Source organism: Allomuricauda sp. MMSF_3307, assembly GCF_030733585.1.
Classification (GTDB): Bacteria; Bacteroidota; Bacteroidia; order Flavobacteriales; family Flavobacteriaceae; genus Flagellimonas.
This window is the reverse complement of record NZ_JASHIQ010000005.1, coordinates 73,421-89,453: the sequence shown is the minus strand read 5'-3', so window position 1 is coordinate 89,453 and position 16,033 is coordinate 73,421. Positions and strand designations below refer to the sequence as shown.

15 protein-coding genes are annotated in these 16,033 nt (G+C 43.2%); 6 read left to right on the top strand and 9 right to left on the bottom strand.

Features of this window, described 5'->3' with window-relative positions:
• Positions 1–81: 81 nt before the first annotated feature.
• Positions 82–846, top strand: coding sequence for an MBL fold metallo-hydrolase (locus tag RBB12_RS12960; protein WP_306014148.1), 765 nt, complete (start codon positions 82–84; stop codon positions 844–846).
• Between the two features lie 4 nt (positions 847–850).
• Positions 851–1,348 carry a hydrolase gene (locus RBB12_RS12955; RefSeq protein ID WP_306014036.1) on the top strand — a complete coding sequence of 166 codons (498 nt, stop codon included), beginning with the start codon at positions 851–853 and terminating at the stop codon, positions 1,346–1,348.
• A gap of 48 nt (positions 1,349–1,396) precedes the next feature.
• Here RBB12_RS12955 and RBB12_RS12950 read toward each other — a convergent pair whose 3' ends face one another.
• The 7 genes from RBB12_RS12950 to RBB12_RS12920 form a co-directional block, all read right to left on the bottom strand.
• The gene (locus tag RBB12_RS12950; protein WP_306014038.1) at positions 1,397–2,056 is read right to left on the bottom strand and encodes an alpha/beta hydrolase; all 660 of its coding nucleotides are present in this window, start codon (positions 2,054–2,056) and stop codon (positions 1,397–1,399) included.
• Positions 2,057–2,065: 9 nt separating this feature from the next.
• Positions 2,066–2,389, bottom strand: a complete 324-nt coding sequence (locus tag RBB12_RS12945) for a hypothetical protein (RefSeq protein ID WP_179385550.1) — start codon at positions 2,387–2,389, stop codon at positions 2,066–2,068.
• Positions 2,389–3,642, bottom strand: coding sequence for a dihydroorotase (locus RBB12_RS12940; protein ID WP_306014039.1), 1,254 nt, complete (start codon positions 3,640–3,642; stop codon positions 2,389–2,391). Before RBB12_RS12940 ends, RBB12_RS12945 begins: the two co-directional genes overlap by 1 nt.
• Entirely contained in the window at positions 3,639–5,561 is a 1,923-nt protein-coding gene (locus RBB12_RS12935; RefSeq protein WP_306014040.1) for a BatA domain-containing protein, read from the bottom strand. Before RBB12_RS12935 ends, RBB12_RS12940 begins: the two co-directional genes overlap by 4 nt.
• A 215-nt stretch (positions 5,562–5,776) precedes the next feature.
• The gene (locus RBB12_RS12930; RefSeq protein WP_306014149.1) at positions 5,777–6,784 is read right to left on the bottom strand and encodes a glycosyltransferase family 2 protein; all 1,008 of its coding nucleotides are present in this window, start codon (positions 6,782–6,784) and stop codon (positions 5,777–5,779) included.
• Positions 6,785–6,833: 49 nt separating this feature from the next.
• Positions 6,834–7,502 carry an SGNH/GDSL hydrolase family protein gene (locus tag RBB12_RS12925; protein ID WP_409557906.1) on the bottom strand — a complete coding sequence of 223 codons (669 nt, stop codon included), beginning with the start codon at positions 7,500–7,502 and terminating at the stop codon, positions 6,834–6,836.
• 407 nt (positions 7,503–7,909) lie between these two features.
• Positions 7,910–9,394, bottom strand: coding sequence for a S10 family peptidase (locus RBB12_RS12920; RefSeq protein ID WP_293290155.1), 1,485 nt, complete (start codon positions 9,392–9,394; stop codon positions 7,910–7,912).
• A gap of 252 nt (positions 9,395–9,646) precedes the next feature.
• Here RBB12_RS12920 and RBB12_RS12915 point away from each other — a divergent pair, with 252 nt between their 5' ends.
• The 3 genes from RBB12_RS12915 to RBB12_RS12905 all read left to right on the top strand — a co-directional run bounded on the left by RBB12_RS12915 (position 9,647) and on the right by RBB12_RS12905 (position 14,406).
• On the top strand, positions 9,647–11,251 hold the full coding sequence (locus RBB12_RS12915) for a phosphatase (RefSeq protein WP_306014042.1): 1,605 nt from the start codon (positions 9,647–9,649) through the stop codon (positions 11,249–11,251).
• Positions 11,252–11,328: 77 nt separating this feature from the next.
• On the top strand, positions 11,329–13,161 hold the full coding sequence (locus RBB12_RS12910; RefSeq protein WP_306014043.1) for a cytochrome-c peroxidase: 1,833 nt from the start codon (positions 11,329–11,331) through the stop codon (positions 13,159–13,161).
• Between the two features lie 105 nt (positions 13,162–13,266).
• Positions 13,267–14,406 (top strand): Gfo/Idh/MocA family protein, encoded by a 1,140-nt coding sequence (locus RBB12_RS12905; protein ID WP_306014044.1) that lies wholly within the window; start codon positions 13,267–13,269, stop codon positions 14,404–14,406.
• Positions 14,407–14,420: 14 nt separating this feature from the next.
• Here RBB12_RS12905 and RBB12_RS12900 read toward each other — a convergent pair whose 3' ends face one another.
• Positions 14,421–14,708 (bottom strand): type II toxin-antitoxin system RelE/ParE family toxin, encoded by a 288-nt coding sequence (locus tag RBB12_RS12900; RefSeq protein WP_306014047.1) that lies wholly within the window; start codon positions 14,706–14,708, stop codon positions 14,421–14,423.
• Positions 14,695–14,940 carry a type II toxin-antitoxin system ParD family antitoxin gene (locus RBB12_RS12895; protein ID WP_306014048.1) on the bottom strand — a complete coding sequence of 82 codons (246 nt, stop codon included), beginning with the start codon at positions 14,938–14,940 and terminating at the stop codon, positions 14,695–14,697. Before RBB12_RS12895 ends, RBB12_RS12900 begins: the two co-directional genes overlap by 14 nt.
• 245 nt (positions 14,941–15,185) lie before the next feature.
• On the opposite strand from RBB12_RS12895, the gene RBB12_RS12890 reads away from it, so the two are divergent.
• Complete coding sequence (locus tag RBB12_RS12890; protein ID WP_306014049.1) at positions 15,186–16,001, top strand: hypothetical protein; 816 nt, start codon at positions 15,186–15,188, stop codon at positions 15,999–16,001.
• The last annotated feature ends 32 nt before the right edge of the window (positions 16,002–16,033 follow it).

Here is a 16,033-nt window from a genome sequence, read left to right as displayed (position 1 = left end):
TTTATGTGTACAGCAAAGTTACACTCTTCGTGCAATCTATTAAATAAATAAGTTATAATTTTGGTTTTAATGGACGATAAGATGACCGTTACTTTTTTGGGTACAGGAACTTCACAGGGAATTCCCATCATCGGAAGCAAACATCCCGTATGCCTAAGCACAAATCCAAAAGACAAACGTTTGCGCGTTTCCGTGCTCGTTTCGTGGAAGAATTACAATTTTGTGGTCGATTGCGGACCTGATTTTAGGCAGCAGATGCTCACCAATCCCATCGATAAGTTGGACGGCATCCTGTTTACCCACGAACATGCAGACCATACTGCCGGTATCGATGATATTCGCCCCTTTTTCTTTAGACAGGGCGATATTCCCATTTATGCCCATCAACGGGTAATCGATTCCCTAAAACGCCGGTTTGATTATATTTTTGCCGATGAGGATAGATACCCTGGGGCACCCGCAGTGCAGGTCTATCCGATTGAAAAGGATAAAAACATCCCTTTGGGTGGACTAAATGTGGTTCCCATTGAAGCGTACCATAACCGTTTGAAAGTGTTTGGTTTCCGTTTTGGTGAGTTCGTATACATGACCGATGTGAAAAGGGTAGAGGAAGAGGAAATCAAGAAAATGAAAGGTGCCAAGGTGCTGGTGGTAAACGCACTTCGTGTAGACCCGCACCATTCCCATTTTAGTCTGGATGAGGCCATTGCTTTTGCAAAGGAAGTTGGCGCCGACAAAACCTATTTTACGCATATTAGCCATTTGTTGGGATTTCATGACGAGGTAGAAAAAAGTCTGCCCGAAAACATACATTTGGCCTACGATAACCTACAAATTAAGATTTAAATACATGAAGAGTAGAATTTTTCTATACCTATTTGTTTTTGCTGCCCTGTTGGCCCTTTTTCAATACGTCACAGGAAATAATATGCAAAAAGCCCTAAGTTCCGATGTTGAGCAGCTCAAAAATGAAGTGACAATATTGGAAGATTCCCTTCAGACCATGCACCTCAAAGTGCTGGACATGCAATACTTTACCTTGGAAAACAATGATGACGCCTTGGCGTACTACGACCATCTGAATTTGGAAAATCCATCGCTGTACATTCGGGATAAGTTACTGGAAACCAACGAACAAAAAGGAGACAACCCCCTAATCCCCTACGAAGGGATGGAAAGTGACTTTAAAATCAACAAAATCAAAGTACTGAATCACAAGTGGATTTTGGCCGACTTCTCCGATGGTAAGTACTGGGGCGACCTTATCATAAAATATGAGTTGAAGGACGACCTAAGTGTGGACTTCACCTTGGCCCAGCATTTACTTTACGCCCCGCAGGAGTATTAATTGCGAGATTGGGTCAAGATTACTTTATACACTTAGCTGAGAAAGGCATTAAATGCGTTCCTCCAACCACTTTTTAAAGGAAAAAAAGTTTTGTTGTGAAACGCCATGTCCTACCGGGAATTCATGGTAGGTGGTGTCGATGTTTAGCTTTTTTAGGAATTCTGGGGCTTTTTCCGCCCATTCCAAAGGAATAACTTGGTCCACTTGTCCATGGGAAACATAACATTGGAGCTTGCTATGGTCCTTCTGGGTATAATCATCCACTAGAATCCGCTCATTGATGTAGCCGCTGAGGGCCACAACATTTTTCACTTTTTCAGGGTAGGATAAGGCCACCGCATAGCTCAAAATGGTTCCCTGACTAAAGCCTAAAAGGGTAATGTTTTCCGCATCAAGGTCATACGCTTTGATGGCCTCATCAATAAAAGCAACGATTTTTTCCCTCGATTCCTTGGCTTGATCATCATCGCTCCATTTTCCTTGTTCCGCATCAAAATTAATGGCATACCACGCATGTCCAAAAGGTTCCAGGTCGTATGGCGCCTTTACGGAAATCACCATTAACTCACCCGGTAACTCGGATGCAAACGAAAATAGATCTTCTTCGTTGCTGCCGTAACCATGAAACATAAAAATGGCAGGTATGTTACCGGAAACCTTGGATGATGGACGCACCAAATGCGTAAGCGATAGTGATTTTGGGGACATGCTATTGATTTAGGATATGAAGGTAAACCATTTTTGAAAGAATGGGCCGATAAATGGCAACGGTTTTGTCTTTTCATTCAATACCTGTAAGAATCCAAAAATCCAAATCAAAAGATAAAAGGCATAGACAAAAAAGGATAAATAAACGATGCCCGAGTACGTGAGTAGAATGGCCAAGGCGTGAAACAGGATATGAATCCCAAAGGCTTGCCGAATATGAAAACGCGCGAAGCTATTTTTTGGTTCAATGTTCATGGTAATGGCAATCAAACAGCCAATAATGGTGATATAGGCCACAATTGCAGTGGTTTTTCCAGGAGTTGAATCGCTCATTACAAAGTAGTTAAATCGTTATGGATGATTCCGTATACTTTTCCCTTTAAGGAAGCGCCCACAAACATACTGTTTTTGGAGGTAGAGAGGATATCTTTTGCCTCGAACACATATTCGCCTTCTGGATTGAACAGGGTAAGGCATGCTTTGGCACCTTCTTCCAATTTTGGGCTTTCTATCTGATATCGGGAGCGGCCGTTAGTGAGCAACTTTACGGTTTCATCCAAATCAAATAGTGTATTTAGGGCACCGAAGGCCGATTCCAGCCCCAAACTTCCATTTTTGGCATTGTCAAACTCCACGCGCTTGTGTTCTACATCCATGGGGACATGATCGGAGGTCACAAAATCAATGGTGCCATTTTTTAAACCTTTGATCAATGCCTTGCTATCCGATTTTGTTCGTAAAGGCGGTGAAACTTTAAAATTGGTATCGAATCCGACCAAGGTCTCATCGGAATAGAACAGGTTATGGATGGCCACACTGCAGCTCACGTCCAATCCTTTTTTCTTGGCTTCTGCGATAAGCTTTACCGAACCCGCTGTGGATATGGTGGGAATATGAAGTTTTCCCCCAGCATACTCCAGGATAAACAAATCCCGTGCAATCTGTAACTCTTCGGCCAAAGCAGGAATACCTTTTAGTCCGAGTTTTGTGGAAACTTCTCCTTCGTGGGCCACTCCTTTTCCCTTGATATCCCCATCTTGTGGAAAGGAATAGACCAAACCATCGAAGTTTTGGGCGTACAACAAGGCAATCTTGAGCAAATTGGGATTGGAAATCTGCCTTTTGAAGTCATAAAAGGCCACGGCTCCCGCATTTTTCATATCGTATAACTCTGCCAAATCGATACCGTCCGCATTCTTGGTAAGAGTGCCCATGGGATGTAGTTTAGTGGCTTTTCCAAGGCTACGTTCCTTTAGGAACACCACATCGGAACTGGTATCCGGCACAGGATAGGTATTGGGATTGAGCACCACATCGGTAAAACCGCTTTTGCTGGCCGTTAAAAGTCCGTTTGCAATGGTCTCCCGCTCCTCGTAGCCCGGCTCACCGAAGCAGACGCTGCTATCGAACCATCCCAAGGAAACATGAAGATTGGCTTTCTCCACTGTTTTTACATTCGCAGGGGCTTCCACTGAGGCGCCAATTTTTTCGATAATCCCTTTTTTGATAAGGATATCACGTTTTTTTAAGTGAAGTTCCCTATTCTCTGGGCATACAATTTTCGCAGACTTCAGCAGAATGTTCATGTAACAAATTTTTGAATGAGTACCTCGATGAGCGCCAGAAGCAACGCTAAAATAACAAACCATTTCCAATAAGCAGCAATGTCATTTTCCGCTTTTAGGTATTCGAACAGCTCGGGGATGGAGTCCATGGTGTTCACATTTTCCAATGAGCCTAGGTCCAAGTATTTGAGTTGACTCTCCGTTCGTGGATAGTTGAAACTTATATTTTGTAGTAGTTGTTGATTTTGTTCGATTCCATAAATCCCATCTTCGGTCGGATTTTGGTCAAATGTTAATCGCACCCGGTTTGGAAAGCTCTGCTGCAATGGAATAAACTCATACCCCTCCTTGGAAACCTTCAAGATTTCGTCGTTGCCCATCTCTGCTGGGACATCAACTACCGAAGTCTCCCCAATGGTTTGATAAGGTCTGGATTGCTGTAAACTCGATTGGGCCATGTTGTAAAAGGTTGGCACAATCAGCGGTGAATTGATGAAGTTGGAGTTCTCCAATTCCAATGGAACAGTAAAGACATAAAAACCATCGTCACCGAGCAAAAATGGATTTCCTCCGTCCATAGCCAAGGCTATAGGTAGACTGGTCTGTACATTATAATAGGCCTTAACGAATGGATATTGGAAATTGGTGACCCGTTGTTCAAAAACATTGCGATACAGCGGATGGTCAAAGGTAATCTGCGTCAATCGTGTTTCCGAAACCACTTTCTGGGTCAATTGTGTACCTGACCAAGCGGACAGAAGCGAATTATAGGATGCGACATCGGCAGTGCTTGCCGGCACAATGATCAACGAACCACCTTCATTTTTAAAGGTGCGCAAAACATTTTGAAGACTATTGGGAATGGAAGTCAAGTTATCCAGCACTACTACATTTTGTTCATCCAGTACACTGTAATCCAATTGGGCCAATCCATATTTTTGAAACTCGAACTCCTCATCACGGAACAAACGGTCCAAATAGTCGCTATCCGATTCACTAATGGCCAAAACCTTTACCTTTTTCTTATCGTTGATGTTGAAATAAAAACGATTGTCATACCCCAAGGCATTGTCCATAATGCTCAGCCGTCCGTTCAGCCTTTGGTTGGCAGGAATAGTGAATTCCACTTCGGCAGAGCCATCCGAATTGAATTTTGCCGCAGTTTTGGCAATCAATTCATTGTCATTAAAAAGTGAAATGGGCAAGGGATTATCCGTTGTACCCCCGCTCAAGAAAACCTTTAACGTCTTTTGGTCGTTCAGTCCCTCCTGCACAAAAACGGAATCAATGGAAATATTCCCCATCTCCTCGGGCTCCATCGGTACAAAGTGGGTCCTGATGGTCGTATCCAATTGGATGTTCCCTTCGGAAATTCTTTCCTGAAAATCGGACAGTACAATCAGGTTTTTAATGGTCCCGTTATTTGATGAAAAAAGACTGTTGGCCTTTAGGCCAATCTCGTCCAGGTTCAGTTGATTGTAGGAGTAGGGAAGGGACAGCAAGGAATTTTGCACATCCGACAGTTTCACATTGGCAAAAGTTCTTTCGTTGGTGAAAAGGCTGAACGTACGCTCCTGGTCAATATTTTTTACAACATCCTGAACCGCTTTTTCCAAAAGGGAAATACCGTTGTTCTTGGCCTGCATACTAAAGGAATCATCCAAGTACACCACGGTTTCCTTTTCCTGAAGCGCGGTATTCGAAGAAGAGAAGGGTTGTGCAAACGCCAAAATGATAGCCGCCAACAACAATAAACGGGTGAACAGTAGCAACCATTTTTTAAGGGTATTGCTCTTTCTTGATTCCGAAACCACCTTTTGTAGCATGGCTACATTGGTAAACGGGGTTTTGGTAAAGCGGCGTAATTGGAATAAATGGATTAAAATGGGTATGATTAGAAGAAAAAGTGCCCAAAGAATTTCTGGATGTTTAAACTGCATTCCCATCATTGCTTGGTCAAAGATAGGCATTAAAACATTCCAAATTCAAACTTCCCTGATCAATGACCGATTAACAATTAAAAATTAACGGTCATTTTGAGCGCAGCAAAGATTCTCTTTCTGACACGAATTTCACGAATATTAATGATTGTCATTTCGAGCGTCCGCCCCTAGCCGGCAGGCAGTCGAGAAATCTATTTTGAAGAAGGGGTAAATCAACAAAAAAAGAAATAATCCAGCATCGGGGATTGATTCAAGTCAGAAAAATAGCTTCGAATCTCTTTTTGGGCCTGTTCGTTTGCCACGGTGATGATGCTCTGCGGGTTGTTGAGTCCCTGCAAGGCCTCAAAATGGACCAAGCGCTTACCATAGATTTTCTTGCCGATTTTCTTGGGGTTATCGCATAACCAAACAAATTCCAGATTTCTTTTTTTAAGGCTTTTGGCAATCTTTTTCCCTTTGAATCCCGCTCCCCAGACCACTAAAGGTCGTTTTGTGTCATAATTGAGCTTTAAAAAGTAGTGCAGTTTGATGTCCAAAAAATAATTCTGGGCGTAGTGTTCATGGGTACGCGAGGTGCGCGTGTCGTAATCGCGCCATAGATGGAGTACTTGTTCGCAGGGAATGATGGCGAATCCTTGTTCATAAAAACGGAACGTAAGGTCGTAATCTTCGGGGTAGCGGTTGGGCTCAAAACCCTGACATTGCTCAAAGTCCTCCCGATATGTCATCCAACAAGGGGAGGGAATCACGCATTCCTTGTAGATTTCATTGAAATTGGTCCCCGTAGCGGTCAACGTGTTCAGCCATGTTTCATAACGTTCGTATCCGTTGCTGATGCCCCTATCCGAAAAATAGGTGACTTGGCCCACAGCAACATGCCCAGCTCCGTGTTTTTGCAATGAATTTACCATTACTTCCAAACGATGGGGTTTCATGATGTCATCAGAATCCATACGGGTTATAAAATCACCTTGGCACTGGGCATAGCCTGTTTGTAGCGCGGGAATGATTCCGTTTCCCTTGTTTTGATACAGTTTGATTCGCTCATCCTGTCGTGCATAGGAGCTAAGGATGTCAAAACTTTCATCAGTGGAATGGTCGTTGACAGCCAGCACTTCCCAATCCCTATAAGTTTGGTCACGGATGGAATCCAAACATTCAGGAAGAAAATTTTCCGTGTTTTTAAATGGAATTATGATGCTGACTTTGCCATTTTGCATCTTCAAAGCTAACTAAATTCCATTTCGTAGTGCCAGAAAATAAAGTCTATTAAGGTTGACCTAGGGTTTGTTCAATGGCATTTTTCACCATACGCTCCATAACCGAGTAACCTTCCTTGGTCACATGGACTTCATCCGTAGTCAATGCTGAAGGCAGTCCGTTTCTGTCGTCCGCCATTTCCGAAAAATAATCCAAATACATGACTCCTTGAGATCCTGCCATGGCTTTGAGCATGCTGTTGAGCTTGGGTATTTTGATGTTGGGCTGTAAACCCGGCCTCCATGGATAGTCAAAAGCAGGAAGTACGGAACAAACAATGGGCTTGATACCGTTGGCTTTTGCCAATTCTACCATGGATAGGATATTGTCGTGGATTTGCTCCAAGGTCATCGGCCCGGTATTGCCCGCAATATCGTTGGTGCCTGCCAGAATTACTACTGTTTTCGGGTGTAGATCAATAACATCCTGACGGAAACGCAGCAGCATTTGCGGTGTAGTTTGGCCACCAATCCCTCGATTTACATACGGATTCTCCTTAAAAAAATCGGGGTTGGCATCCTTCCACATTTCGGTAATGGAATTGCCCATAAAAACCACACGGTTTTCCCCATCCGTAGGAGCGGCAAGTTCGGCATTTGCGGTTTGATACTTTTCCAAATTGGGCCAATCTTGGGCATTGATTTTTGAAGCGCTCGACAGTCCTAAGAATGATAACATGATACAGAATAGTGTGTGTTTTTTCACAGGTGTTGGGTTTTGTTAAAAATAGAGAATTATTATTTTAAAAATAGCAGATACAGCACGATAAAGAACAATAAGATTCCTGTAATAACATAAAACATCTGTCGCTTTTCTTTCTGTTTTTGAATAGACATCATCTTTCGAATGCGAGTTATATTCTTTGGAGTAGATTTTTTGAAATATAATTTTGTAACGCTTTTTTCACCATAAACATCATCTTTAGACCTGGGCTCTCTCTTTTTTAAAAGCCCTCTGTTAAATTTGTCTGCTATATTAGCGTGAAAACCAAACCCCATCTTTAGATATAGAAAAAAATTAACTGTTTGATACTATAAATTAAAAAGGGCAGGTTAAAACCCGCCCTTAAACTTCTAAAATTAATTCTAGTATTTCGCGCTCTTCCCGTTGGCTTGGGTACGCAAAATAAACGCCCTGATATCTTCATTGGCCGTTTTCAAATCCTCTTTTCTCAAATACATCATATGTCCGGAGCGATAGCCTTTAAATTCGAAACGGTCTTTCATTCTACCGCTTGGGTCTACCTGGGACATGGTGTATTTGGCGGCAAAGTAGGTACAGGCACCATCATAATACCCAGACTGCACCAAAACGTTCAAATAAGGGTTCTGCGCCATGGCTTGGCGAAGATTGTCCCGAACATTGTCATTGCTATCATCCCAAGGCCGAACAGGACCGAACATATTGTATTTGATGTCTGTTTTAAACCCTAATTCTTCTTGCAAATAATAGTTGATGGCAGGAGTGAAGCTATGCAACCAAGACGTCAACTCTGGCGAGTAATCCGGACTTGTGCCTGCTAAGGTTTTGTCGATGCCCAAATAGCGGCTATCCAGACGTCCCACGGTGTAACCACCTTTATCCCGCATCAAAGCCTTCCAGAAAAATTGTGTAGGAACATCCAAGTTATGATCAATGATATCTTTTGAACTTAATCCAGAATATCTGGCCATTTTATCGGCGATGGCCTTACGTTCGGAATCTGGAATAAAGCCACCTTTGGCGATGGCAGGCAACAATTCGTTGATGGTAAATTCTTCTACCTCTGGCAGTACTTCAAGTAGGTCCTTGCTTTGCAAATCGGATGGCAGTGCCTTGTGATGCCATGCTGCGGCTGCAAAATAAGGTAGGTTCAAGGCACTGGAAACGGGGTCGTTGTCACGGAACACTTTGTAATCGGCAGGAGACACCATAATCACACCGTTCAGGTACATCCACTGTTGGTTCTGTAGTGCCAATGAAAGTCCCATGACACGTGTACCTCCATAGCTTTCGCCCACGATATATTTAGGGGAACGCCATCTGTTATTTCGGGTTACGAAGGTATTAAGCCATTCGGCCAAGTATTTGGTGTCCGCATTGATTCCGAAGAATTTTTCGCGGTCCACCTCTTTCCCTGTTTCGGGAATGGTTCGTGAATATCCGGTATTTGCCGGATTTACGTAAACAATATCGGTAACATCCAATACGGAATAAGGGTTCTCCTTAACTCCATAGGGCTGCACGGGATAACCTTCATCATCAATTTTAAGGATACGTGGACCGGTGTAGGCCAAGTGCATCCAAACTGAGCCGGAACCGGGACCACCATTAAAGGAAATCAACAAAGGACGTGACGCCCTATCCCGGACATCGTTTTTCGTATAATACGTGTAATGCAATGCAGCGATGGGTTTTCCCATTTCGTCCCAGACAGGTTGGGTACCCGTGGTAGCTGTGTAATCGATTCGCGCACCATTAATGGTTACGGAATGCTGTGTGGTAATCGTAGTGTCGACAGGAATTTTTCGTTCTTGCGCAAAGGCCATCGATGTGCAAAGCACAAGGCCTAATAGTAAGCATTTTTTCATATGAATTGGTTGAATTAGTCTTGTTTATAAAAATAGGGAATTTGGGTTATAAGACCATCCTTGTAAAACCAAAAAAACGGTTAACGTTAAATTCATCAAGCTGAAACATTGAATTCCACTTAAGTTTACATAGTAACCTTATGTTAAAAGTAACTTAAAACAATGCATATTTTCAGATAATCCTATCCTAAACAAGGGTGTTTAGTTTTACCCCAACAACATTAATAACATTAAAACTGAACACTTATGAAAATGAACAGATTATTTTTAGGACTAGTTATTATGTCCTTGGTTTCTTTTGGACTCACCAGTTGTGAAGGTGAGGATGGAAGAGACGGTATTGATGGCACCGATGGCATTAACGGCCAAGATGGGGTGGATGGAGAAGATGGAGAGGACGGAGAGGATTTGACCCTTGAAGACCTTACACCTTTGACCAGCTCCGTGGTTCCCAATAACGTATTTGAATTTAAAGGTGCTTTTGCAGGTACCGCCCAGTTGGAGATGATCATGACTTCGGCCGATATTCTGCCATCTGATTCCACATTTGTTTTTGGAGCCTATACCGATGGTGCCGCCCTTTATCCTTATGAAGATGGTACCTTCGCCTTGGTCAATAATTTGGAGGCCGATTATTCCATTGCTAGGATTAGCGTCAATTCCGACCTACGCCCAATGGAAGGAGATTACATCGTGAATGCCACAGCTACTGCATTTACCGCTCAATGTTCCGGTTCTTCGATTACGATGGAAGAGCATGGATTTGGACCGCTGTATCTTTCTGGGGGTGAATGGGGCGGAAATGCCAAAGGCGTATACAAAATCAACCCGTTCCGTTCTCCCGATGATAGGGTAGAAGCTGAGCGTTTGCCCGCCCTTGGAGAATGGTCAACCGAAAACGCCGTGGCCATTGGTAAAAACGCTTACCCCGGTCAAACTGTTGTTTTTATGGGCGATGATGATAGCCAAAACGAATACCCATCCGCACATTTCGGAATGTATGTTGGTGGTTTGGGCGACCTTAACAGCGGAAAGCTGTATGTGCTTAGAGGAAAGAACACTGCAGAGACCGGCATAGGTGAAGGCGGACAAAAATTTGAAATGGGTATGGCCCAAGACATCGAGTATGATGTGGAATGGGTAGAAATGACCGAAAGAACCTTGGAAGAACTGAACCAAGAAGCAATTGATTCCGTTGCCATCGGATTTCAGCGTATAGAGGATATCGATTGGAGAAGAGGCTCAGCAGAAAATAACAGAACGGTTTTCTTTAACGCAACAGGGCGAATCCGTTCCAACAACCCAGATTTGGCCAGCAGAGGAACATCATTTGGAAGGGTGTACAAATTGGAACTCAATCCCGACAACCCAACTGGAGATGCCAAACTTACCGTAGTGATAGATGGTGACTTGGAGGGTGGAAAAGGAGATGGGATGCACTCTCCCGACAACATTGTAGTTACCGAAAATTACGTTTACGTGCAAGAAGACCCTAATGGCTATGCTTCTTTGAACTCCGATATTCAAGGGTATGCCAAACTATGGCAATATGATATCATGAGCGGAAATTTCACAGAAGTGATGGAGTGTAACCAAGCTGCCGCTGCCCAATTGGGCATTGGTAACATAGATGACTACTGGGAAATTACCGGTATGATCGATGTTACCGATATTATTGGGGCTGCCGAACCCACCTTTATTTGTGGTGCGCAGGTACACGGATGGTCATACGACAGCAGCAATCCAGCCACTTTCCGCGCCGATGGTGCCAAGTTCGTGGATCCGACGGCCATTGATGAAGGAGCAGCATCTTTGGAAGGTTCCTTCTTGTTCAAGATTACTGGATTGCCTAGGTAAGACGACCGTAATAGAAATTTTTAAAGGGTTCCCTGTCAAAAGGGAGCCTTTTTCTTCATTTTTAAAACTATTGGATAATGAGATTCCCCACCTATTTTTTCACGGGTATATGTTTTCTTTTTTTGAGTTTCGTCTCTTGCAAACAGCAAAACCCGCCCAAAAAACAGACCAGTGCCAATGCTGAATCCATGTTCAACGAAGAAATCAGGAACCACTATTTTGTAACCTTGGACAGTGCCGTATATTACATCCAAAAATTGGATACTTCAGCTTCCTTGGCGCACAATAGGGCATGTTTTTTAAAGAGCAGGGAATGGTACAAAAGGGCGGAGCCTATGATGATTGCCTATGATTATCAGAACTACCTCTCCATGAACGCCCCAAACCTCCTCAAAATTGAGATAGATGATTATACGGACATAAAAAAATTGAGCCCAAGGAGTTTTCAGGTATTGGAAGAATTGTTGTTTGCCGAAGAGGAGGTGCCCATGCAAGAGCTACAATTGGTGCTCGATTATCTTCAGGTGCGTATTCCCTACATCCGCAGAAACCACATCATTTATACCCAACGAGACAGACATCACCTAAAAATGATACGGGATGCCATTGTCAACGTTGCAACCAAAGGCATTACGGGATTTGATTCTCCCATGCTGTCGAACTCCTTGAACGAAGCCATCTATAACTACGAAACCATTGCAAAGGTGATTTCCATTTATCAGGAAGCATTTAAGAGTCCAGATTTGTACCATCAATGGAACATGGAAATTGAAGCAGCTATCAATAGCTTAAAAGCGAGCACTTTTGATGATTTTGACAGGTATGGCTTCATTAAAAATCATACCAACAAACAATTGGAACTTGTCAACCAAACCGCAACCGATTGGGGAATAGCGTTAAATACTTCCCGTTCGCTAAACCCCACGGCAAACAACCTTTTCAGCAAGGACTTTTTTAATATGGACCAATTTACCATCCAAGGTTCCCCGGCCATTACCGATGAGCGAATTGCCCTTGGAAAAAAACTCTTTAACGACCCCTCCCTTTCCAGCACGGGAACCATGAGCTGCGCTACCTGTCATTTGGAAAGCAAAGCATTTACAGATGGAAATAAAAAGGGCTTGGGGATAGACGGCATCGAACTCCAGCGCAATACGCCCACGCTTACCTACGCGGTGTATCAGCGCAGCCTTTTTTATGATGGAAGGGCAGATGGATTGGAAGACCAGATCGTGAACGTGGTCAACAATGAAAATGAATTCCATTTAGATTTGAACACAGTGGAGCAAAGAATCAAGGAGGACGATGTGTACGCTTCATCTTTTGACGAGTTGTACGATGGTGAAGTGACCAACCAAAATGTGAGGCACGCCATCGCCACCTACATCCGAAGTTTGGCCCCTTTCGATTCCAGATTTGACAAGAACATGCAAGGATCGGAAAATACCCTCACTTCCGAAGAGAAATTGGGATTCAATCTCTTTATGGGAAAAGCAGCCTGTGCCACTTGTCATTTTCCTCCAGCCTTCAATGGTACGGTGCCCCCAAAATATATGGAAACCGAATTCGAGAATTTGGGCGTACCAAAAAATGCTGATTTTGACCACCCTATTTTGGATGACGACCCGGGACAATTCCATCCTTATGAGGTAGAGGAAAAAAGGAACTTCTTTAAAACTTCGACGGTGAGAAACGTGGCATTGACAGGTCCCTACATGCACAATGGCGTATACGAGAGCTTGGAAGAAGTAGTCCAATTTTATAATGTTGGCGGAGGTCAGGGAATGGGACTGGAGGTACCTTATCAAACATTGCCACCAGATTCGTTGCACTTGACCGACAAGGAACAAAAGGCATTGGTAGCATTTATGCAGTCTCTAACAGATGCACGGTTTCTTAACGAAAAATAGTCGAATTGTACTTCAAATTTGTGATTTGCCCAACACAAGGCCTAATTCTGGATGCAAAGTGCTTTTCAATGTGTACATTTAAGAACCTTCTTAAATCGATTGAACATGAAAAACATAACACGAAGAAACTTTAACAGCCTCACCGCAAAAGGAATCGGCGGAGCCGCTTTGCTATCATCCGCTCCATTTGCCTGCGCCATGGGCGTCAATCAGAAAAAGGAGAAATTGGGCATTGCGCTGGTTGGATTGGGAAGTTATAGCACCTATCAACTGGCACCTGCCTTACAAGATACACAACATTGCTATTTGGCAGGGATTGTAACGGGAACTCCGGCCAAAGAACAAATCTGGGCCGAAAAGTATGGAATCCCGAAAAGGAATATCTACAATTATCAGAATTTTGATGATATCGCCAACAACGAGGATATTGATGTAGTTTACGTGGTGCTCCCCAATAGTATGCATGCTGAATTCAGTATTCGGGCGGCCCAGGCCGGCAAGCATGTGATTTGCGAAAAGCCTATGGGAATCAGTGTTGCCGAATGTGATGCAATCATTGATGCCTGCAAGGACGCGGGCGTAAAACTAGGTATGGGCTATCGCCTGCATTCCGAACCGTATACCCAACAGGTTAAGGAGTTTGTTCGTGAAAAGACCTTTGGTGATGTGTTGTTTGTGTCGGCCGATGCTGCCTATCGCTCCACGGGCAATCCAGATCAGTGGCGCTTGGACCGTTCACTTTCCGGTGGGGGTGCGTTGGTGAATATGGGCGTTTATGCCATTCAGAGTACTATTTATGGTACGGGAGAGAATCCCATATCGGTAGCGGCACAGGAATTTAGTACCTGTCCCGATTATTTTAAGGATACCGACGAAACCATAACGGCACAGTTCAAGTTCCCGAGCGGAGCTGTGGGGAATATTTCCACATCCCATAATTTTAATGCAAACGCCATGTATGTTTCGGGTTCTTCAGGATGGTTTCGACTACAGCCGGCCAATAACTACGGTCCACTGAGTGGTGAAACTTCGAGGGGAGATGTCATTAAATTTCCGCATGAGAGTCAACAAAAATTGCAAATGGACGATTTTGCACGCCATGTGTTGTTTGGTGAGCCCAACAAAGCCCCTGGCGAAATGGGAAAACGCGATATGATGATCGTGGAGGCCATTTACCGGTCCATTGCCGATGACGGAGCAACAATTGCCTTGGATTTTGAGCCTGGTTTTGGTTTTGGGGGCTGAAGATGATTGCGGGTTTATAAAACATCATTTACATCTTGTCGTCCAATGATGGCCATTATTTCTACCATATCCGCATTGATTCTATAATAAATGCTATCTGAACCACAAACACAGCGTTTATAACCTTTTTTGATGTGGTCGACCGATTCGAAAGAATAGGGGTTTTGTGCAATAATATCAAAATATTGAAAGAAAGTCTCAAAATAGAAGTCAGCTTGGGCAAGACCGAACTTTTGAACACCAAACTGATGGATTCTGATTAAATCCTCTTTTGCGGTATTACTTAACCTATACTTTGCCATTCAGTTTTGACTTGGATTCGGCTAAAATAGCTTCCTTATTATCCATAGTGAATCCACTTTTTTCGGCTTTCTCCAATTTAGCCTTTATCCAATCGATTTGGGCTTGTTGCCTTCTGGCTTGGCGTATCAAATCATTGACAAGCTCACTTTTACTGGAATATTCTTCGCTATCTACTTGCGATTTAAGCCATTCGTCGTTGGGTTTGGTAAAAGAAATACTTTGACGTGCCATGATTCGATTATTTGATGTGATGTAAAAATACACCAAAAACGTATCAATTACAATTTTTATTCAACCACCCAATTGGTTCTTGATTCTGGGCATATCGTCACTTTCAGTTGGGATTCTTTCATTTTATATGGGAGAAATATGATGGTAAGAAACTAAATATCAGTGTTTAGCGAAAAAAAAGAAAGGAATTTTAACATAGTAATTGGTTGAATTTTGTTTTTTTGTAATCACAAATCTTACACATTATGAAAAAACTTATCATACCTACGTTGGTTCTTCTTGTCATGGGATGTGACAAAGAAGATACCACACCGGACACTACTCCGGACGCAGCTGTTAACGCCCTTACGGAGTATGTCTTGGTCAACAAGATATTCCAGGATGTGGGCAATAGTAATGGAGATGCCATTTTGGATGCCGAGAACAGTGCTGGAAGTTCAGCAGCGAAAACAACGCCAAATACGACATCACAAGTGGAGATAACCGTTTCCCCTGCTGATTTTGTTAATTTTCCCAAAACAATTACCGTCGATTTCAAGGATGGCACCTTAGGCCAAGACGGTGTTCTTCGTAAAGGAGTGGTGACCATCGTTTCCACAAATTGGTATGGAGCGCCAGGAAGTAAACACACAGCTACTTTTGATTCCTATTACCATAACGATTACAAGGTTGAAGGTACCCATGTGGTTGAAAATTTGGGCGCAAATGCCGATGGATACTTGGAATACAGTGTGGAAATTGCCGATGGAAAGATCACCACTAAAACAGGGGATGTCATTCAATATGAAGAAGATTCGAAGCGAACCTGGATTTCGGGCAGTGAAACGCCCTTGAACATTTGGGATGATGAATATTTGCTGAATGGACTGCAAACGGGAATCAGCTCGTCCGGGTTGGATTATTCGTTGAGCACTATTGAACCCTTGCACTTTGTTCTAGTGCCACGTGGCGTAAAATCTGGGATTTTGAGCGTTGAACTGGGCGATATCAAAGATATCGAACTGAACTACACGAACTCCACCATTACGATTTTGGGCACCACATATCCTTTCACCAAATAATACATGAGATATAGAAGCCTGCTGGTGAGTTC

What these genes read in the sequence shown, in the direction of transcription:
- RBB12_RS12935 (WP_306014040.1), bottom strand. Translation starts at nt 5,561, where the DNA reads ATGCAGTTTAAACATCCAGAAATTCTTTGGGCACTTTTTCTTCTAATC.
- RBB12_RS12910 (WP_306014043.1), top strand. Translation starts at nt 11,329, where the DNA reads ATGAGATTCCCCACCTATTTTTTCACGGGTATATGTTTTCTTTTTTTG.
- RBB12_RS12925 (WP_409557906.1), bottom strand. Translation starts at nt 7,502, where the DNA reads ATGTTATCATTCTTAGGACTGTCGAGCGCTTCAAAAATCAATGCCCAA.
- RBB12_RS12915 (WP_306014042.1), top strand. Translation starts at nt 9,647, where the DNA reads ATGAACAGATTATTTTTAGGACTAGTTATTATGTCCTTGGTTTCTTTT.
- RBB12_RS12900 (WP_306014047.1), bottom strand. Translation starts at nt 14,708, where the DNA reads ATGGCAAAGTATAGGTTAAGTAATACCGCAAAAGAGGATTTAATCAGA.
- RBB12_RS12905 (WP_306014044.1), top strand. Translation starts at nt 13,267, where the DNA reads ATGAAAAACATAACACGAAGAAACTTTAACAGCCTCACCGCAAAAGGA.
- RBB12_RS12920 (WP_293290155.1), bottom strand. Translation starts at nt 9,394, where the DNA reads ATGAAAAAATGCTTACTATTAGGCCTTGTGCTTTGCACATCGATGGCC.
- RBB12_RS12940 (WP_306014039.1), bottom strand. Translation starts at nt 3,642, where the DNA reads ATGAACATTCTGCTGAAGTCTGCGAAAATTGTATGCCCAGAGAATAGG.
- RBB12_RS12950 (WP_306014038.1), bottom strand. Translation starts at nt 2,056, where the DNA reads ATGTCCCCAAAATCACTATCGCTTACGCATTTGGTGCGTCCATCATCC.
- RBB12_RS12955 (WP_306014036.1), top strand. Translation starts at nt 851, where the DNA reads ATGAAGAGTAGAATTTTTCTATACCTATTTGTTTTTGCTGCCCTGTTG.
- RBB12_RS12945 (WP_179385550.1), bottom strand. Translation starts at nt 2,389, where the DNA reads ATGAGCGATTCAACTCCTGGAAAAACCACTGCAATTGTGGCCTATATC.
- RBB12_RS12890 (WP_306014049.1), top strand. Translation starts at nt 15,186, where the DNA reads ATGAAAAAACTTATCATACCTACGTTGGTTCTTCTTGTCATGGGATGT.
- RBB12_RS12895 (WP_306014048.1), bottom strand. Translation starts at nt 14,940, where the DNA reads ATGGCACGTCAAAGTATTTCTTTTACCAAACCCAACGACGAATGGCTT.
- RBB12_RS12930 (WP_306014149.1), bottom strand. Translation starts at nt 6,784, where the DNA reads ATGCAAAATGGCAAAGTCAGCATCATAATTCCATTTAAAAACACGGAA.
- RBB12_RS12960 (WP_306014148.1), top strand. Translation starts at nt 82, where the DNA reads ATGACCGTTACTTTTTTGGGTACAGGAACTTCACAGGGAATTCCCATC.